The organism is Vibrio sp. SCSIO 43136 (genome assembly GCF_023716565.1).
Lineage (GTDB): Bacteria > Pseudomonadota > Gammaproteobacteria > Enterobacterales > Vibrionaceae > Vibrio.
In genome coordinates this window covers 269881-288718 of record NZ_CP071849.1, presented here as the reverse complement: position 1 = coordinate 288718, position 18838 = coordinate 269881, and the positions used below count along the sequence as shown (strand labels likewise).

Below are 18838 nucleotides of genomic sequence, written 5' to 3'. Positions count from 1 at the left end.
GGCCTTTTTCTAAAATAGTGCCTATCGCCAGCTAAGCACTAGTACCTCATTACCCTCTTCAGGGGTCTCAGGCACGTTAAACGCAAGTAGCAATGAAATCACCGCCATACCAGCGCCTGCCAAAAATACCGCCGCAGGTGAAACCAACCACAACATGCCAAACAGGACTGGAATAACAACAGCGGCAATATGATTGATGGTGAAAGATACACCAGCACTTGAGGCCATATCCGCTGGATCTGCTATTTTTTGGAAGTAAGTTTTGATTGCCAAAGCAAAAGCAAAAAACAGGTGGTCAATAATATATAGCGCAGCGGCCCATTCCGCAGTTTGCACAAAGGCGTAACTGACGAACACCACAATCAAGCCAACGTATTCAAACGCCAAGGCTTTACGCTCACCTATCTTACCGATCACCTGACCAATTTTTTTGGCAAACAGCCAGTTAAACAGGTAATTCACCAAAAACAGTACGGCGATGTCTGCCGCCGAATAGCCGAACTTTTCAACCATTAAGAAGCCAGCAAACACCACGAAAATTTGACGTCTAGCACCACTCATAAAGGTCAAAGCATAGTAGAGCCAGTATCGTTTTCGAAGCACGAGCTTTTTGGTTTGCTGAGTGTGGGTTTCAAATTGAGGAAACGCCATAGCAATGATGCAGATGATCACAAACGAGCTGCCACCTGTGAGCAAATAAATCCAAACAAAGTCGAGCTTCAACACCTCAAGCATCACCCATAAGCCGCCATAGGTACATAAAGACGCCAATGCACCGACGGAGATCATCTTACCTAAAAATTCAGGGGCTTCATCTTTGGTCAGCCATTGCAAAGAGAGCGATTGTTTGAGGGTCTCAAAATAGTGAAAGCCAACCGACATCAGCAAGGTCGTGGCCAATAAACCAAACAAAGATGGGAAGAAGCCCGTTAATGCCGTACCCAGTGCCAGCATTAGCAACGACAAGATCATGAACTTTTGCTCTCGAATGAACAACAGCAGGAACACCGCTGTAAAAGCCAAAAATCCCGGTATCTCTCGCACACTTTGCAGCAAACCGATATCTGCCCCAGTAAAGTGGGCTCTCTCGACGACAAAGTTATTCAAAAGCGCCATCCAGCTTGAAAACGCAATCGGTACGACAATTGAGATGATTAGAAGAAAGTTGTGCGGGGTTTGCCAACTCTTATTTGCTTGAAGTCCTTTCATTACAACAACCTGAGGCAGTAACTAGCCACCATTTCTTAGCGACCAACGGGTTAACATTCTGCTAACAGGATACGCTTTAAGTAAGACAAAAGCGAACAGATTACTTAGGTCAGCGCTGTGATAAGTCCCACAACGATGAGTGCAACCCCAACACCTCGAGTCATCATCCAGCGCTCTTTGAGTATTAAGACGCCAAGTAGCAAACCAAATACAATGCTGATTTGGCGCAAAGCGACTATCAGGCTGACGTTTTCTGTCATCGTCATCGCAAATAGTACCAAGCAATAGGTCAGGCCCATCATAGTGCCCGCAAGTGTTGCTCGGCGTTTAACGCACCATGCTTGGGTAAACACTGCCTTAGGTTCCATAATTACTAGATATAAACCCAGCATGAAAGAGAGTGACCAAAACTGAACGGCAAGAAAAAACACCGAATTATGAACATCATGGTGAAATTGATGACTTTGTAGAATTTCCAATGCAGCTTTATCGAGGATCGAGTAACCCGTTGTACCTATGGCGGCTATCAATGCCCAAAACACCCCCCAGTTGGCATAGTGCGTCCATTGAAATTGACGAAATCGCTCTAAAGGCACCAACAAGCAGCCAATGGTGAGTAAAACAAATCCAAACCACTGTTTTGGCTCTAACGTTTGCTCGAACCACAATAACGTTCCGACTCCGACCATCAAAACCGGCAGTGCTCGGGCAATAGGGTATATCACGCCAATATCTGATTGCTTATAAGCCTTAGCTAAACCCAATACATAAATGGCTTGGAACACGCCACTAAGTAAGACTAACCACCAAAATTCACCGCTTAATGCACTCAAATCTGCACTGAGGGCAAACCAAATTATATACGGTGACAGCAAGATAGCGGCAGAACTAGTACTCGCGATAAAAAATGCAGAACCTGATCCTTGGTGTGATTTCCCAATGATATTCCAGCCTGCGTGCAGCAGTGCTGAGAAGATAACCAGTAACGCAGCAGCTAAACTCATTGTGGCAACCTAAAATAGCCCAGACGCCAAAGTGACAGAATTCGACATCAGTTAGGCTGCTCTGCCACTGACTCGATGCAGATAGCATCGTGACGCCAGAACTCTATATCACAGATTGTTGCTACCCCATGTTGATCATACTTAACTCGTTCAATAACCATCGCTGGTGCGCCAGGAGTTGCTCTCAATGCTGCTGCGGTCTCCCCTAACAAAGATGCCATCCCTATTCGATAGCGACTCTTTTGCACCACCATACCGTAATTTTGCTGAATAGCCTGAGTGAGTGATTGCGTGAGATCGGAACTGAGCAAATCCGGGGCAGTCTCTGGTCGTATAAAATTGGTGACATACACGACAGGGCGGCGGTCTAAGTAACGTACTCTATCTACCCTATGCACATCACTAAAAGGCCCTAGATTCAACAGTAAAGAAGCTTGCTTAGTTGCTAACAGAGATTTCGCTACCACAACTTCAGTTTCAGGTCGACGCCCTTGTTGCCTTGCCAACTCGTCAAAACTGAGCGACATATTAGGGTCATATTTCAAAGGTTCAGGGGAGATAAACCAACCTCGACGGTCTTCTCGATAAATCTTGCCTTCAATCTCCAGCAGTGACAGAGCTTCACGCAGCGTGACTCTAGTCGTATCAAAGCTCTCCGCCAACTTTCGTTCCGCAGGAAGTTTCTGCCGAGGCATGAGCAAACCAGTATCAATCTGCTCAACGATTGCGTCTTTAATCTTTACGTATTGCACTCAATATCCTTGTAATCACTTACACTAAAATTCTCACAGTGATAGGTATCCGCTAGGGAAGAAAAATGTCTTACATAGCACCAGCTTAACAGATTCACTTGCAGTTCTCTGCATTAGACTTATCAACACACTTTGCTTTTTAAGCCGCTTTACATAGAATGCTGCCACATTCCTAACAACATTTTCAGTGATGATGAATAAAAGCGTAATCACCAATCTAATCGCCTTAATGCTGCTCGGCGTTGGCTACGTTAGCCACAATGACATCGTGCTATATGCTGGCTTGTTTGCCTTCTCTGGTGCAATCACCAACTGGCTAGCAATTCATATGCTGTTTGAAAAAGTGCCGGGGCTATACGGTTCTGGTGTTATTCCTGCACGTTTTGAAGAGTTTAAACTCGCCATAAAAACCCTAATGATGCAGCAGTTCTTCACCCAAGAAAATATCGACCGCTTCTTGAGCTCTGAAATGGCGAGTGGTAACGCACTAAACTTAGAGCCAGTGGTTGAGAAAATCGATTTTGAACCTGCCTATCATTCTCTTGTGGAAGTGATCGAAGGTTCGCAGTTCGGTGGCATGTTAGCCATGCTAGGTGGCGCAGCTGCGCTTGAACCAATGAAGCAGCCGTTTATCGACAAAATGAAAACAGCGGTGATCGATATTAGTAAAAGCGACACGGTAAAGAGTGCGCTAAAAGATCAGCTAGAACAGCCGTCTATGATTGCTGAAATCGAAGAGAATATCGAGAACATCATCGACCAACGCCTTAACGAACTCACGCCTAAAATGGTCAAAGAGATGGTTCAAGAGATGATAAAAACTCACCTAGGCTGGCTCGTGGTTTGGGGGGGTGTTTTTGGTGGTGTGATTGGGGTCATTTCATCACAAGTGATGTAAGTAATTAGGGTCAACATTTCGTTGACCCTAAACTTTTCAAATACTCATTTTAGTTTGGCATTTGATGCTTATAACTAGACGCTAACGCCAGCAATCCCAACATCAATAGCTGTACAGGCACTAACGATAAGTAGCTTAGCTCTTCATTAGCAAGTACTTGATAACCAACAACGGCAAACGAGGCAAACAAAATTGCTAAAACTAGGCCATGTGCCCACGACGACTTTTTCGAAAACTGAGCATATTTGTATGCTAGTAATTTGATTGGGTACATCTCTTATACTCTTCTACTGATATCGCCACAATGTATGCGGTCTTATTGATAAGATACTGAGTATTCCACAGTATGCCGTACTTTAACAAGCACTTGCAGTGCTCTATTGAAGGTAGATCTCATTCTGTAGTGGCACTGCAAAATTAACCGACCATATCCGGGTTTATACCAAATCCGACCTTATGCTCTTCAATCACCACCTCACTGCGGGTTTGAATAACGCCCGGCAAACTAGCAAGCTTTGAAGACATAAATTCTTGATAGGCTTTCATGTCTTTGACACGCACTTTGATCATGGTATCGAAATCCCCTGACAGTGAGTAACACTCCTCAATTTCAGGCATCAGATCGGCGGCTTGGGCGAACTTTTCAAACACGGAAAAACTCGTCTGGTCGAGTCGAATATGAATAAACACCTGCACATCCAGCTGCATTTTCTCTGGACACAACTCCGCATGGTAGCCCTTGATATAGCCTTCTTTTTCTAAGCGCTTAACCCTATCAGAGCAAGGAGACGTGGTGAGGTGTACGAGTTTCGCCAGCTCTACAATCGGCATCCTACCGTGAAGTCGTAGTTGGCGTAGAATCGCTAAATCCGTTTTATCTAGTGACATGTAACTTTCTACTGTAAATCCATTTAATCCTTCACAATATATTCATGCTCTCTGTAGCGGTCAAATAGGGAAAATTGATAGTTTGATTGACACGACAACCCGCTCAATCGGCTATTGATTATTTGGAATAAAAAAGCGCCAGCCGAAACTCTATGACTGGCGCAACAGTAAGTGCCGCTGTCTCAACACCTACTCCCCTCGGTTTAAAACAGGTCTTTAAGACTCAAGTAGAGTGCTTGATACGTTTTGCGCTTAGCTTGATAGCTTGCTATCTGCTCACAGGTCGGTTCATGTCGCTCCACTAAAGGTGGTACAGGGCAAATGTCTTGAGCATTCAGGTTGGGCTCAGTCCCCAAGATAGCAAGGCGAGCTGCTCCTAATGCGGGTCCTACTTCGCCTCCTTCTCGATACACCATAGGTACTTGAAGAATATCGGCTAACATTTGACGCCAATATCGGCTGCGAGCCCCACCACCAATCAACGATATTTCGTTTGATACTTGTGTTTCGCCATGCAGTGCTTCCAAACCATCAGCAAATGCAAAACCAACGCCTTCTAACACCGCTTGGACCAACTCATACTTAGTGGTGCTATGAGTCATGCCAAAGAACACTCCTTTTGCTTCTGGATCGTTATGTGGTGTACGTTCACCCGAAAGATAAGGCAAAAAGGTGACGGATGAATCAGGGTTAGCGTTTGCTTCAACCTGCTCTAGCATATCGCCGACACTGTCAAACCCGGTAAGCGACTGAACCCAATCAAGGCAAGAGGCAGCGCTCAAAATCACGGACATCGTGTGCCAAGTGTTTGGTAGAGCATGACAAAAACTGTGCAGAGCGGATTCAGGGTTTGCAATAAATCCCTGGTTGACGGAGAAGTACACGCCCGATGTGCCTAGCGAAAGCATTGCCTGCCCTGGGTTAATTATCCCAACTCCTGCGGCTCCTGCGGCGTTATCCCCACCACCACCGACAACAGGCACTTGATTCATGCCCCATTCTAATGCTACTTCAAGGCTCAAATACCCAGTCACCTCGGTACCTTCGACCAAGGTTGGCATGTTGGAACGTGTTAAGCCCGTGGCATTCAGTAGGTCATCATTCCAATCGCGCTTACCTACATCCATCCACAAGGTGCCAGAAGCATCAGACATTTCTGACACAAACTCCCCTGTCATCAAAAATCGCAAGTAATCCTTTGGTAACAACACCTTATTAACCTTGGCGAATATATCAGGCTCATGATTGGCGACCCATTTTAATTTGGGTGCTGTAAAACCCGGCATCATGATATTGCCTGTGATCTCGCGACTATCGACAACTTCCGCTTCGAGTTGGTCACATTCCGCTTTGCATCGACCGTCATTCCACAATATGGCGGGCCTTAGGACTTCATTGTTTTGGTCAAGTAAAGTCGCACCATGCATCTGGCCAGAAAAACCAATCGCTTTGACTTGAGAAAAATCACATTGAGATTGTAGAGTCTTAATTGCCCCATTGGTCGCTAACCACCAATCTAAGGGGTCTTGCTCTGACCATAGTGGTTTTGGACGAGATACAGTTAAAGGTTCAGATGCGGAAGCCAGCACTTTACCCTCACGAGAGATAGCCACTACCTTCACACCCGATGTTCCAAGATCGATACCGATATACATATTCACTCCTTGTGTGTAATTCGCCACTCTCGGTGATTCATCCAAAGCGACAAGATATTTTAGAGTGTAGAGCCGAGCTTAATCTTCACTCAATTACGATTTTTCATTCCACTATTCAAGGATTTCCTTGGTGAGGTAGTGATCACATCGGGTCATAAAACAGCCTGCTAACATGATTGTTAACAAAAGGACGGCAGAATAAAAATATGGATAAGAAGTATCGAATCACCTTACTTTTTAACGCTAATAAAATTTATGACCGTCAGGTCATCAAAGGCATAGGGGAATACCTTCAGGCATCTCAGTGTGATTGGGACATCTACATTGAAGAAGACTTTACCACTCACTTAGAAAACTATAAGCACTGGCAAGGAGACGGGGTTATTGCTGACTTTGATAACCCAGAGATTGAAGCCATGCTTAAAGACTCTGAGATACCTGTGGTTGGTGTAGGGGGCTCTTACGCTGATGCCAAAGATTATCCAGATATCCCTTACATCGCCACCGATAACCACGCATTAGTCGAACTTGCTTTTCAGCACCTCAAAGAAAAAGGGCTGGAAAATTTTGCTTTCTACGGTTTTACACCTGACCCGACTAGACGCTGGTCATCAGAGCGAGCCAATGCATTTCAGGACATCGTGGAAAATGCAGGTTACCAAGGGGCTATGTATTTTGGTGGAGATACCAACTCATCTACCTGGCAATACGACATGAACCGCCTTGCCGATTGGCTGCAAATGCTGCCAACGCCTGTGGGCATTGTTGCTGCGACCGATGCTCGAGCTCGCCACCTACTTCAAGTATGTGACCATCTCAATATTATCGTGCCAGATAAAGTTTCCATCGTTGGGATCGATAATGAAGAACTGACTCGTTACTTGTCCCGAGTGTCGCTTACCTCAGTCGGCCAAGGCTGCAACCAAATGGGATATAAGGCCGCTAAAACACTTCATGACATCATTCGTAGGCAAGAAAAAAATCCTAGTGAGCCGATAAAGCCGGTCAGAAAGCTCGTCCCCCCCACTAAAGTATTTGAACGTCAAAGCACTGATTATCAGGCGTTAAAGGACCCTTATGTTATACAAGCCATGCACTACATCCGCCATAATGCTTGTAAAGGTATCAAAGTTGATCAGGTGCTCACCTACGTTGGCATTTCTCGCTCTAATATGGAAACCCGTTTTAAGGACGAACGGGGCCACTCTATCCATCAAGAAATCCACAACTCAAAGCTAAAACGTGCTTGCTCACTACTACGAAATACCGCTTTGCCAATTGCTGAGGTCGCTGAAATGAGCGGCTACCCTTCATTGCAATATATGTATTCTGTGTTCAAGAAAAATCTACAACAAACACCAAAAGACTACCGAATTGAGAATAATTAGATTTGGTAAGGTCCAATATAAAGGCAAGATTTTATAGGGAGCTCAGCTCCCTTTTTTATTACCAGCCACTAGATTTTTATGGTTCAAGTCACAGTTCTTGAGAGTTTATTGATAATTGCCAAATAGGTTAAATCGGGTACAAAAAATCATAATTGCTGCCAAGTTAAAAACGAACAAATATTAAGAAGAACGACGAACAACCACCAAATGGATATGTGTTATGACCGAATTCTTCAAAAATATTAAGAAAGTCCAGTTTGAGGGCAAGGAGAGCCAAAACCCTCTAGCATTCAGACATTACGATGCAGACAAAATGATCTTAGGAAAAAGCATGAAAGATCATCTCCGTTTCGCTGCATGTTACTGGCACAACTTCTGCTGGCCAGGCTCAGATGTTTTTGGTGCGGGAACCTTCGACCGCCCTTGGCATAAAAACGGTGATGCAATGGAAATGGCGATGATGAAAGCCGACGCTGCTTTTGACTTTTTCTCTAAGCTAAGCGTACCTTTTTATTGCTTCCACGACACCGATGTTGCGCCTGAAGGCAACTCAATTAAAGAGTATGTTAACAACTTCCAAACCATGGTCGATGTGCTCGAACAAAAACAGCAAGACACAGGGTTGAAATTACTTTGGGGTACCGCTAACGCCTTTTCGAATCCGCGTTACATGGCGGGTGCAGGCACAAACCCTGACCCTGAAGTTTTTGCTTACGCTGCGACTCAAATCTTCAATGCAATGGGTGCGACCAAACGTCTAGGTGGTGAAAACTACGTACTTTGGGGCGGTAGAGAAGGGTATGAGACCTTACTAAACACCGATCTGCGTCAAGAACGAGAGCAGTTAGGTCGACTGATGCAGATGGTCGTCGAGCACAAACACAAAATCGGCTTTAACGGCACCATTCTCATTGAACCGAAACCTCAAGAGCCAACCAAACACCAGTACGACTACGATACAGCAACGGTATACGGCTTCCTTAAACAGTACGGTTTGGAAAAGGAAATCAAGGTTAATATCGAAGCCAACCATGCCACTCTTGCCGGACACAGTTTCCAACATGAAGTCGCAACCGCCACCTCTTTGGGCATTTTTGGTTCAATCGATGCTAACCGAGGTGATGCCCAACTAGGTTGGGATACTGACCAGTTCCCGAACAGCATCGAAGAAAACACTTTAGTCATGTATGAAATCCTAAAAGCAGGCGGCTTTACCACCGGTGGTTTCAACTTTGATGCTCGTGTCCGTCGTCCATCAATCGATGCTGAAGATCTATTCCACGGCCATATCGGTGGCATGGACGTAATGGCGCTATCACTTGAACGTGCAGCAAACATGATTGAAAACGATGTGCTATCGAAAAACATTGCACAGCGCTATGCAGGTTGGAGTGGCGATCTTGGCAGTAAAATCTTGAACGGTAACCACTCATTGGAATCTTTGGCGAACTTTGCCACAGACACCAACCTAACACCAGTCAAACAGTCAGGAAGACAGGAGGCTCTTGAGAACATAGTGAACCAGTTTATTTTTAAGTAACACCAGCTCCTATGGATTAATTAACCCCCACAATTAGATCCATATATTTGCCCGACCTTTGGTCGGGCTTTTTTATATTCTTATATTTTCACCATTCACGGTCTAAATCTTGGGCATATAATTCTATCGCCCTTTTATACTGCTTTATTTTTTGGTTATCAGTTGTTGATACCAATAATTCTAACAATATAGATATCGCTCGTTTGTGCTGCCCTACGTTATACAGACACATTGCATAAAAAGGGAGCACCTCGATTGCCTCTGGATATTCTTCTAATGTTTGCTCGAAATATCTTATTGCATTGATGTAATCGCCTGTACAGCGATAGGTAGACGCTAAGCCGAAGAGAGCATCAAATCGTTCCGTGGCTTCAAGCTTACCTGTTTCGGCAACAGAGGCTAAATAGTGTGCTATAGCCTCTCGTTCGCAACCCTCATTATCGTACGACCATGCAATATGAAGATGGGCTCTAGCTGCGTAATCGTTGTCTTCTAGCAAACCGGATAGCAGTGTTCGACTTTCTGGGTGTCTCTGTTGTTTTCTCAATGAAATCGCTTGCTGTATGACGTTGTCCATATTCTTTTCTCAGTCTAGAAATACAACTACTGGGTGGTTAGATTACCTAGCATTGGATGCCCTTAACAATCGTTTTCACCTTGGTGGGTTACCTCTAGGTTAGCGTATACGAAAGGTTTTCTTGGACGGTAGTTCTATTTAAAAACAAAAAAAGCCAGCCCAAGGGCTGGCAATAGAAGGATATTTTTAAGTGCTAGGTCTTATCGACTCTGTTTGGTTGCGCTGTCCATCCACACTGCAAGCAATAGGATTGAACCTTTCACGATGTACTGCCAAAACGTAGGTACGTCCATCATACTCATGCCGTTATCCAACGAGGCCATGATAAATGCGCCTATAACCGCTCCGATAACCGTACCAACACCACCGGCCATACTGGTACCACCGATAACACAAGCGGCAATCGCATCAAGCTCTGCAATGTTACCAGCCGATGGAGAACCGGCACCGAGGCGAGAGCTCAAAATCAGTCCCGCAACCGCAACCAAGAAGCCGTTCATGGCATAGACTGCCATCTTGGTCTTCTCAACATCAATACCTGATAATCTCGCCGCTTCAACGTTACCACCGATGGCATAAATACGGCGACCAAAGCTAGTTTTGGTTGCCACAATAGTACCGACAATAAGGAAGAAAGTTAGAAGCAACACTGGGGTTGGCACACCGCGGTAGTTATTAAGTAACAGGATCATCGACAATGCTGCGATACCGATAAACGCACTTTTCATCAGTTGGCTTTGTGCAGATGCCGTTGGCAAACTGTACTTTTGACGTACTGAGTTGCGCTTCTTCTGCCAGCCGAAATAGATAGCCAGACAGCCCACACCCAAAATCATGCTCAGCATGTTCGGCAAGTAGCTTTGCCCTATCAAAGACATCGCATCAGAGGTTGGAGCTACGGTTGTCCCGTCAGTGATACCAATTAGAATCCCTCGAAAAGCCAGCATACCAGCCAAGGTCACAATGAAAGACGGCACCTTACGGTATGCCACCCACCAGCCGTTCCACGCACCCAATAGGAAACCTGCAACAAGAGTTAGCACAATCGTCAAAGGCAGCGGTAGCCCAAGCCATACATCCATGATTGCAGCAACACCACCCAATAGCCCCATCATAGAGCCAACGGACAGATCGATTTCCCCTGATATGATGACGTAGACCATTCCGATAGCCAAAATACCGGTGATCGCTGTTTGTCTAAATAAGTTAGAAATATTTCGAGGCGTCAGGTAGCTCCACTCTGTCATAATGCTAAAAAACAGCATGATGAATAAAATCGCAGCCGCCATAACCATGAGTTGAACATTGCCACCTTTGATTTTGCTCCAAAGGGATTGTCCACCTTCTATCTGCATAGATTTCGTTTGCTCGTTCACGCAGGTACTCCTTCTGCAAGTGCGCAGTCCATAATGATTTCTTGGGTTAAGTTTTCATTGACGAGATCACCTTTGATCTCTCCTTCATGCATCACTAAAACACGGTCACTAATTCCCAATACTTCTGGCAGTTCTGAAGAGACCATAATGATGGATATTCCATTTTTAACTAACTGAAACATGAGCTTATAGATTTCATATTTCGCACCAACATCGATGCCACGAGTAGGTTCGTCCAATATCAAGACGCGTGGGTTAATCATCAAAAAACGCGCTAATATCGCTTTTTGTTGATTGCCCCCAGAAAGGTTTTTGATCGCTAATGCCGAATTAGGCGTTTTCACAGTAAGCTGCTCAATAGAGTCATTGATTGCAGAAGCCTCTTTGGAATCATCAAGCAATCCATACGCCATAAACTGATCAAGGTTAGCCAAGGTGATGTTCTCACCCACTGACATAATAGGCACGATGCCATTTTTCTTTCGGTCTTCTGGCACCATGGCGATACCAAGGGCTAACGCATCCCTGCTACTGTTAATAGAAAGCGACTCACCATCGAGCTTAATATCTGCTTGGTATTTACCTCGGTAGCAGCCGTATATGCATTCCATCAGTTCTGTACGTCCAGCTCCTACTAAGCCTGATACACCAAGTATCTCGCCCTTACGCAACTGGAAACTTGCACCTTTAACTTTTTGAATGCTGGTATTGGTCTTATCAGCCGCAACGACATTGCTTACTTCTAATACGACCTCACCAATATCGTGTTCCTCACGCGGGAAAAGCTGCTTCATTTCGCGTCCGACCATCATGGTAATAATGTCATCGGTACTCATCTCAGCAGCAGCTCGAGTGCCAATATGTTTCCCATCGCGAATCACACAAATCTGGTCTGAAATCTCTTTTACCTCACCCAGTTTGTGAGAGATATAAATACAACTTACCCCGGTATCTCGTAAGTCCTTGACCAAGTCCAAAAGGATCTCGGTTTCCGACTCCGTCAATGGTGCCGTTGGCTCATCAAGTACCAATAATTTGGCATTCTTAGACAGCGCCTTAGCTATTTCGACCAACTGCTGCTGACCAACACCTAAATCCGACACTTTGGTCTCTGGAGAAACGTTCAATTTTACTTTTTTTAGTAACAGTTGAGATTCATAGAACATCAACTCGTAATCGAGAAAACCGTGGCTGGAAAGCTCCGCACCTAAAAACAGGTTCTCAAGAATAGATAACTCTTTTACTAGCGTTAACTCTTGGTGGATGATGGCAATCCCCACAGACTCTGTATCGGCTATGCCGGTCGCCTGTAGTTTTTTACCCTGATAGACAATTTCACCTTGGTAATCCCCTACTGGGTAGATCCCGCACAAAACCTTCATTAGGGTTGACTTTCCGGAGCCATTCTCACCACATAAAGAAAGAACTTCGCCTTTTGCTAGGCTTATGCTGACACCATCAAGCGCTTTAACTGGACCAAAGGTTTTTACAATGTTTCGCATTTCCAATAAGGACATCTTTCAACCTCAATACAAAATTTAAGAAGACAAAATGGAGCGCCAACCAACACGTTGGCGCTCAGTGCAATTAGTTGCGGTAGACGTCTTTTTCTGCGTGGAAACGGTCAGCAATCACAGTCGTTTTAAGGTTTTTAGCATTCACTGCAATTGGCTCTAGTAGGTAAGATGGAACATCTTTCACACCGTTGTTTAACGTAGCGTTAGTCATCGGTGTTTTCTTCTCACCTAGGTCTACAGCGATTTCTGCAGCACTTTTCGCAAGCTTGGTGATTGGTTTGTATACGGTCATTGTCTGCGTGCCATCTACGATACGGCGTACTGCTGCAAGGTCAGCATCTTGCCCTGAGATAGCTACCTTGCCTGCAAGGCCCTGAGCTTCAAGCGCTTGAATAGCACCACCTGCTGTTGAGTCGTTTGAAGTTACAACAACATCGATATCGTTTTTGTTAGCAGTCAGTGCGTTTTCCATGATTTTTAACGCATTCTCTGCAAGCCATGCATCAGCCCACTGATCACCTACTACAGTGATATCACCAGAGTCGATCTTAGCTTGTAGTACATTCATCTGACCCTTACGGAACATCTTCGCATTGTTGTCCGTTGGTGCTCCGCCCATTAGGAAGTACTTACCTGTTGGCTGAACTGCAATCATCGCTTCCGCTTGCATCTCACCTACACGCTCGTTGTCAAAAGATAGGTAAAAGTCGATCTCTGCGTTATTGATGAGACGGTCGTACGCAAGCACTTGGATACCGTCAGTTTTTGCTTCTTTGATTACGTTTGCTAGTACTTCGCCATTGGTAGGGATAATAACGAGTACATCAACACCACGAGAAATCATGTTTTCAATCTGTGATATTTGAGTTTGTTCGTTGCCATTTGCAGACTGAACGTAAACCTTGGCGCCAAGCTCCTCTGCACGATCGACAAAGATGTCACGATCTTTCTGCCAACGTTCAAGACGTAGGTCATCGATCACCATACCGATCTTTACAGCTTTCGCCATGACTGGGTTTGCAACGGTCATTACAAGCGCACATACGAGCAAGATTATCTTTTTCATTTCACTGTCCTTGATTTAGTTATTCGATCCACTCTTTGTGAATCTAAAATTAATCTAGAACAGTGATTAGTCAATTTCCCTTGTTCAAATTTACTTGGCTTTTATGATTTTTCTTTTTTCTTGCACAGTGTGATCTAGGCTTTAATTAAAGGGCTTTTCCTCACCTCTGAAAGAAATATTAATGTGATGGAGACCAAATTATGTAATTTATTTCTTGCCTTACCACACCGTCACCCATACCACCGATAAAAAACAGACACTTAACTTGACCAGCATCACATAAGGTGCTCCTACAAAAGGGGTTTTAGTGATTGTATTTAATAGTGAAAAATCAAATTTACATCTTCAACTTGACATTTTATGAAATGTAGATTGAGACTTAAATCGAATAGTATGCAATTTGTCACACAACTCGTCGAATGGTTAATATTTATATTTTTAACTCGTACACCACTCCTTAACCTCTATTCTTTAACTTTCCTTTACTTAATTTATCAACCATCTTATGTTTTTCGTTTATTGTTATAGTGATTCACTTATCACCATATAAATTTGATTTTCACATTTGAAAAGGCATTTACTAATTGCGATGCGTTAGCTAATTAACTCGCCAATAAACAGCATCGAAATTAATCATTAGTTAATTTACATGGAGAAATAGATTAATGAACACTTACCTTCAACACCTTTCTCGATACAGTAAGGTGATGGTTACTGCCCTGGTTGCCCCACTTTTAGCCACCAGTGTTAATGCAGAAACGCTGCGCAATAGAACTTTGCTGCCTGAAATGTGGGCACCAAATTTAATTTGGGACGGTGGAAATAACCCACATTTCAATGTTTGGGAAAAAGTAGGGTCCGCCGACCCTACTGCCAAAGTATTTAATGGAAAGCTGTACGTATACACCTCAACTGACAGTAAAGAGCTTTGCCAACTCCGAACCGACAAACTTAAGAAACACTCCTACTCGCCCTGGGCAAATACCGGTTTTTGTATGCCGGGTTACCAAGTCTTTTCTTCTGCGGATGGCAACCTCAACCAAAACACTTGGCAAAAACATGGGTTAGTTTTACGTCAAAAGGATATTCCTTGGGCTCGACAAGCCTCTGATGGTTGGGGCCAAAGCGCTACCATGTGGGCGGCTGACGTCGTTCAGGGAGATGATGGCAAATATTACATGTTCTTCCCAAGTGTGCGCGGTGATAACAATCACCAAACCATTGGTGTTGCAGTATCTGATACGCCTGAAGGGCCATTTACCGCACGAAATAGTCCAATTTCAACCACAAACAACTTTGACCATGTTTTTGACCCGTCGGTAATCAAAATCGGCACTCAATGGTACATTTTTTACGCCAAAAATGGCACAGGTGGCAACAAAGCTATCTGGGTAGCAAAAATTGATTCGAACTTTAATTATATATATAACCCGATGGACCTTCAGTTAGAACCTGGAAGTTACCTAGAAGGGCCACACGCATATAAGGTGGGCGATGATGTCTGGTTGCAATGGGCAAGTGTTACAGCGCCTGCGCAATGGCCATATCCAGGTGGGTATCAAATCAAGCACGCTGTTGCTTGGAACAATAACAACCTTCACCATAACTTTGACCAGCGTGGTATCTTAATTCACCCATTTGGTACTGCGGGTACTAACCACGGTTCTGTTGTGAAGTGGGCAAATAAGTACTGGGCTTTCTATCATGATCACGTGAATGGCAAAAATAGCGGTTATGATCCAGATGCACTAAACCAAGTACATAACTATCGTCGTGCCATGTATAGCCAAGTAGATATAGATGCCAACAATCGTGGTCAAATAAATGCTATTCGACCAGACAAAGTCGTGAGTCAGCCAAGCTTGTCCAACTAACTTCTGACGACTCGACTTACCCTACTACTGGCAGGGATAAATATTATTCCTGTCAGTAGTGCACACCACTTCCAAGTTCACTATAGATATATAGCTACCACTGCCCTAAAATTGTGCATGAGAATATATATAAGACAGGATGTCAGCATGCTCAATAAACCTTTGACCACCATTTTCCTCGCATTTGTTACCTTTATCGCCGTCCCAATACAAGCAAGCTCAACTAATGACGGCTACGGCCAATACACAGTAGCCGCAGAAGGTATAGAGCATTTGCTTAAGCAAGAACCCATTCCCGATATCTATAAGCTAGGGGCATTAACTGAAGATTTGGCACATTACACGATCAAAGCTGGTGTCGGTGCATTCCAAGTGACGGCAGCATATGCCGCAAACTTGCAACTGCAAGAGGCCTGGACTTCTAGAGCCGCAGGGCACTACCTAATGTTTGTCCTACTTAATGAAGTCTACCGACTTACCAAAAGCGAAGAGTACCTCATACTTGCGGGGGCACACTTACGTTTTATGTATAGTCTAATTGATGAGCAGCCCATTTATTTTAAGATGCCAGAGCGAGAAACTGACTTTCCTGCAGGCATGATTGGATTTGAAAACGCCTATTTAATTGCTCATCGCTTTGGCGAGACTGATGAGCAAAAACAAAAAATGAAAGCCAAACTCAAACAGCTCAAAGTCGACTACAAGTTAGCTAGCTCCTTTACCTTAGCGCCAGATGGAAGCGTGACATTTTCCACCAAATATCTTGATTCAGGGGAGATCAAAATCGACACCACCCACAGTTCTGATGGTTCAACACTGCTACACCTTGCTGTCCAAGCCCAATCACCACAAGCAGTTACCGAGTTAATTAAGCGCGGCGTTGCTTGTAACGCTAAGAACTCAAATGGCGACACTGCTCTTGACCTTGCGAAGAAAAATGATCTATCGAAGGTTCTAAAAACCATTGAATCGCACTGCCAAACATTGAAGTCCAGCAACACAAAATAGCCGACTTGAAAGCAATCAAGTCGGCTATGTCGATTGAGAAAGTTTCCGTTATTTGATACTAGGGTGCTGACCGAGAACCGTCTCTACTGGCGCTTTAGTATCAAACATGTTGAAGTCGTATTGCTCTACTTCCCAAGTATCAAAGCGGTCTAGCGCCCAAGTTTTATTCGCTTGGTCAGTGTAGATTGTCCATAGCGTTGGGAAAATATTATCAACATATGGGTCTAGCTGGTCGTAACCGGCAAATACACTCGCCCCTACTGCTTTGATGCTGTTTGCTGCCTGCACTGTGTCAGTTACGTTTCGCTTGTGCATGTCTTCTACAATGGCTTTTGCACGAAGACGGCGGTCAGAAGCACGGATGGTCGCATTTGGCTCGATTTCAAATTTATCCATCTCTAGGTGAGCACTAAATTCAGGGTCATTTGACATGAACTGAACCCCTGGTGCAGTTTCAAATGTGCCTTGATAGACTTGTTGCTCACCTTTGACATATTCAATCACAGCACTATTACCGCTTGCATCTGTAATTTGGTAATGCACAGGTGACGAAATACATTCCCCCTCGTGGTTTGGTAGGTCACAAATTTGTTGGTCGATAACATCTACATTTTTCAGTGCTTCGACGGCTTCTGCCGTGGTTGCGAAGTTATCTACAATGAAGCGAGGAACTTCGGCAGCGCCCACATCAGGTACACCTGCGCTACCTTCTGGAAACTCGGTGTAGTCTTTGCCCAAGTACAAGATACGAGCCACCAGCCCTTGCTCATTCATCGCTTCCGCCACGAGCCCTGGGGTGAAAGATTTGATTTGCATAGACGCATATTTTGACGTTGTGGTAAGTGCTTCATCACTGTCACCGTAAGTGTTCTCGATGCCTTGCCCTTTACCGACCACTTGCGCTTTGTCTTCACCGAACCAATCCATAGTACGTACTGTCATGCTCACATTGTCGTTGTTGTAAATCGCTGAAGTACAAGCGTTTGCAATGTTTACTGCACCAAATGCTGTTGCTGCAACCAGTAGAGCGATAGTCGATTTTGAAGTGTTCATAGTGAATTCCTCGTTTGTTGTCACCATTCGTTTCGTTGAGGTCATAATAGGCAAGAACACTAAAAGCTCACAGTTAGCAGCTTTAAGTTGAACTTTCAGGTTTAGCAGCTACTCTGATAATCAGACGACTTAAGTTAAGGAAGATTTATGCTCATCACACCAGAAAGATTGCTCTATTTGGTTGCCGTTGCAGAAAGTGGCTCTTTTTCTGCTGCAGGGAGAAAAATGGGAGTAAGCGCCTCGGCGGTTGCTCAAGTGATCCAGAATATGGAAATTGATCTCAACGTTCGCTTGTTCGAGCGAGTATCGGGTAAATCTCCAACACTCACTGAGGTGGGAAAGGCCATGTATTTGCAGGCTCTAGAGGTGACACCTCGCCTTCAGGCGATGGAGAAAAGAGCCAAAGCTTTTCAAGCAGGCATCGAAGACAAGCTCAATATCGCAGTCTACGGTTTCACCTTCTTTCCGGAATACGTCAACGCTATCAATGCGCTGGCTCAAGAGTACCCCGAGCTAACCATTAACATGGTCGATGTTGAACAAACGCAAAGCATCTCGCCCGATGAGGAAAACGCCGCTGATATCGTCATTGCTCCCATGCAGCTTAAGCAGAGAGCTGGTTATGAGTCGCAAACAATAGGTCAATTGGAATGGCTATTTGTGGCTTCCCCTGCTCATGCTCTAGCAAATCGCCGAGGAGAACTGTCTCGCCATGACTTACTCGCCTACAAACAGATTTTGCCGCAAGTTTCCGACTTCGCTGATGAACCGCTAGTGGAATCTCTACGTTATAGTCCCAACCCGATCCACTGTTCGCACTTCTACCAGTTTCGAGCTCTGCTTCTCAGTGGTATTGGATTTGCAATGTTTCCAGCGCCATTGGCGAGACCGATGATTGAATCTGGTGCACTAATACAATTGAACATGGACTTTGATGATAACCAAACTCGCTGGCCCATTGAGATAGCATGGACACCTTCACTGGGCCCAGCAGGTCTTTGGTTTGTAGAACAATTTGTTGAACTCTAGTCGC

Annotated in this window: 17 protein-coding genes; 6 read left to right on the top strand and 11 right to left on the bottom strand. The window is 44.6% G+C overall.

The features are described from left to right. Positions 1 to 21 precede the first annotated feature (21 nt). The 3 genes from J4N39_RS16035 to phnR all read right to left on the bottom strand — a co-directional run bounded on the left by J4N39_RS16035 (position 22) and on the right by phnR (position 2965). The gene (locus tag J4N39_RS16035) at positions 22 to 1209 is read right to left on the bottom strand and encodes an MFS transporter (protein WP_252025763.1); all 1188 of its coding nucleotides are present in this window, start codon (positions 1207 to 1209) and stop codon (positions 22 to 24) included. A gap of 104 nt (positions 1210 to 1313) precedes the next feature. After that, positions 1314 to 2213, bottom strand: a complete 900-nt coding sequence (locus tag J4N39_RS16030; protein ID WP_252025761.1) for an EamA family transporter — start codon at positions 2211 to 2213, stop codon at positions 1314 to 1316. Between the two features lie 47 nt (positions 2214 to 2260). Next, a complete protein-coding gene (gene phnR, locus J4N39_RS16025; protein WP_252025759.1) occupies positions 2261 to 2965 on the bottom strand; it encodes a phosphonate utilization transcriptional regulator PhnR in 705 nt (234 codons plus the stop codon). 193 nt (positions 2966 to 3158) lie between these two features. On the opposite strand from phnR, the gene J4N39_RS16020 reads away from it, so the two are divergent. Further along, positions 3159 to 3863, top strand: coding sequence for a DUF445 domain-containing protein (locus tag J4N39_RS16020; RefSeq protein ID WP_252026928.1), 705 nt, complete (start codon positions 3159 to 3161; stop codon positions 3861 to 3863). A gap of 49 nt (positions 3864 to 3912) precedes the next feature. Here the strand turns inward: J4N39_RS16020 and J4N39_RS16015 are convergent, their stop codons facing one another. The 3 genes from J4N39_RS16015 to xylB all read right to left on the bottom strand — a co-directional run bounded on the left by J4N39_RS16015 (position 3913) and on the right by xylB (position 6406). Further along, entirely contained in the window at positions 3913 to 4137 is a 225-nt protein-coding gene (locus J4N39_RS16015; protein WP_252025757.1) for a hypothetical protein, read from the bottom strand. A 143-nt stretch (positions 4138 to 4280) separates the two neighbouring features. Next, complete coding sequence (locus J4N39_RS16010) at positions 4281 to 4751, bottom strand: Lrp/AsnC family transcriptional regulator (RefSeq protein ID WP_252025755.1); 471 nt, start codon at positions 4749 to 4751, stop codon at positions 4281 to 4283. A 203-nt stretch (positions 4752 to 4954) separates the two neighbouring features. After that, complete coding sequence (gene xylB, locus J4N39_RS16005; protein ID WP_252025753.1) at positions 4955 to 6406, bottom strand: xylulokinase; 1452 nt, start codon at positions 6404 to 6406, stop codon at positions 4955 to 4957. 206 nt (positions 6407 to 6612) lie between these two features. On the opposite strand from xylB, the gene J4N39_RS16000 reads away from it, so the two are divergent. After that, positions 6613 to 7794, top strand: coding sequence for a XylR family transcriptional regulator (locus tag J4N39_RS16000; protein WP_252025751.1), 1182 nt, complete (start codon positions 6613 to 6615; stop codon positions 7792 to 7794). Between the two features lie 220 nt (positions 7795 to 8014). Then, positions 8015 to 9334 (top strand): xylose isomerase, encoded by a 1320-nt coding sequence (gene xylA, locus J4N39_RS15995; protein ID WP_252025748.1) that lies wholly within the window; start codon positions 8015 to 8017, stop codon positions 9332 to 9334. 88 nt (positions 9335 to 9422) lie between these two features. Here xylA and J4N39_RS15990 read toward each other — a convergent pair whose 3' ends face one another. From J4N39_RS15990 to xylF, 4 genes are all read right to left on the bottom strand, one after another. Beyond that, positions 9423 to 9911, bottom strand: a complete 489-nt coding sequence (locus J4N39_RS15990) for a tetratricopeptide repeat protein (protein WP_252025746.1) — start codon at positions 9909 to 9911, stop codon at positions 9423 to 9425. A 200-nt stretch (positions 9912 to 10111) separates the two neighbouring features. Further along, positions 10112 to 11266, bottom strand: coding sequence for a sugar ABC transporter permease (locus tag J4N39_RS15985; protein WP_252026926.1), 1155 nt, complete (start codon positions 11264 to 11266; stop codon positions 10112 to 10114). Positions 11267 to 11283: 17 nt separating this feature from the next. Continuing rightward, a complete protein-coding gene (locus J4N39_RS15980; protein WP_252025744.1) occupies positions 11284 to 12804 on the bottom strand; it encodes a xylose ABC transporter ATP-binding protein in 1521 nt (506 codons plus the stop codon). Positions 12805 to 12874: 70 nt separating this feature from the next. Then, on the bottom strand, positions 12875 to 13870 hold the full coding sequence (gene xylF / locus J4N39_RS15975; RefSeq protein WP_252025742.1) for a D-xylose ABC transporter substrate-binding protein: 996 nt from the start codon (positions 13868 to 13870) through the stop codon (positions 12875 to 12877). Between the two features lie 665 nt (positions 13871 to 14535). Here xylF and J4N39_RS15970 point away from each other — a divergent pair. Both J4N39_RS15970 and J4N39_RS15965 read left to right on the top strand, forming a co-directional pair. Beyond that, entirely contained in the window at positions 14536 to 15744 is a 1209-nt protein-coding gene (locus J4N39_RS15970; protein ID WP_252025740.1) for a family 43 glycosylhydrolase, read from the top strand. A gap of 147 nt (positions 15745 to 15891) precedes the next feature. Beyond that, positions 15892 to 16752 carry an ankyrin repeat domain-containing protein gene (locus J4N39_RS15965; protein WP_252025737.1) on the top strand — a complete coding sequence of 287 codons (861 nt, stop codon included), beginning with the start codon at positions 15892 to 15894 and terminating at the stop codon, positions 16750 to 16752. Between the two features lie 48 nt (positions 16753 to 16800). Here J4N39_RS15965 and J4N39_RS15960 read toward each other — a convergent pair whose 3' ends face one another. Beyond that, positions 16801 to 17805 (bottom strand): linear amide C-N hydrolase, encoded by a 1005-nt coding sequence (locus J4N39_RS15960; RefSeq protein WP_252025735.1) that lies wholly within the window; start codon positions 17803 to 17805, stop codon positions 16801 to 16803. A gap of 147 nt (positions 17806 to 17952) precedes the next feature. Here J4N39_RS15960 and J4N39_RS15955 point away from each other — a divergent pair, with 147 nt between their 5' ends. Then, positions 17953 to 18834: a LysR family transcriptional regulator gene (locus J4N39_RS15955; protein WP_252025733.1), complete on the top strand. Its 882-nt coding sequence runs from the start codon at positions 17953 to 17955 to the stop codon at positions 18832 to 18834. The last annotated feature ends 4 nt before the right edge of the window (positions 18835 to 18838 follow it).

Coding starts and splice junctions, on each gene's coding strand:
- J4N39_RS16020 (WP_252026928.1), top strand. CDS start 3,159: ATGAATAAAAGCGTAATCACCAATCTAATCGCCTTAATGCTGCTCGGC.
- J4N39_RS15980 (WP_252025744.1), bottom strand. CDS start 12,804: ATGTCCTTATTGGAAATGCGAAACATTGTAAAAACCTTTGGTCCAGTT.
- J4N39_RS16000 (WP_252025751.1), top strand. CDS start 6,613: ATGGATAAGAAGTATCGAATCACCTTACTTTTTAACGCTAATAAAATT.
- J4N39_RS16015 (WP_252025757.1), bottom strand. CDS start 4,137: ATGTACCCAATCAAATTACTAGCATACAAATATGCTCAGTTTTCGAAA.
- J4N39_RS15990 (WP_252025746.1), bottom strand. CDS start 9,911: ATGGACAACGTCATACAGCAAGCGATTTCATTGAGAAAACAACAGAGA.
- J4N39_RS16035 (WP_252025763.1), bottom strand. CDS start 1,209: ATGAAAGGACTTCAAGCAAATAAGAGTTGGCAAACCCCGCACAACTTT.
- xylA (WP_252025748.1), top strand. CDS start 8,015: ATGACCGAATTCTTCAAAAATATTAAGAAAGTCCAGTTTGAGGGCAAG.
- J4N39_RS15965 (WP_252025737.1), top strand. CDS start 15,892: ATGCTCAATAAACCTTTGACCACCATTTTCCTCGCATTTGTTACCTTT.
- xylF (WP_252025742.1), bottom strand. CDS start 13,870: ATGAAAAAGATAATCTTGCTCGTATGTGCGCTTGTAATGACCGTTGCA.
- J4N39_RS15985 (WP_252026926.1), bottom strand. CDS start 11,266: ATGCAGATAGAAGGTGGACAATCCCTTTGGAGCAAAATCAAAGGTGGC.
- J4N39_RS15970 (WP_252025740.1), top strand. CDS start 14,536: ATGAACACTTACCTTCAACACCTTTCTCGATACAGTAAGGTGATGGTT.
- J4N39_RS15960 (WP_252025735.1), bottom strand. CDS start 17,805: ATGAACACTTCAAAATCGACTATCGCTCTACTGGTTGCAGCAACAGCA.
- J4N39_RS15955 (WP_252025733.1), top strand. CDS start 17,953: ATGCTCATCACACCAGAAAGATTGCTCTATTTGGTTGCCGTTGCAGAA.
- J4N39_RS16010 (WP_252025755.1), bottom strand. CDS start 4,751: ATGTCACTAGATAAAACGGATTTAGCGATTCTACGCCAACTACGACTT.
- J4N39_RS16030 (WP_252025761.1), bottom strand. CDS start 2,213: ATGAGTTTAGCTGCTGCGTTACTGGTTATCTTCTCAGCACTGCTGCAC.
- xylB (WP_252025753.1), bottom strand. CDS start 6,406: ATGTATATCGGTATCGATCTTGGAACATCGGGTGTGAAGGTAGTGGCT.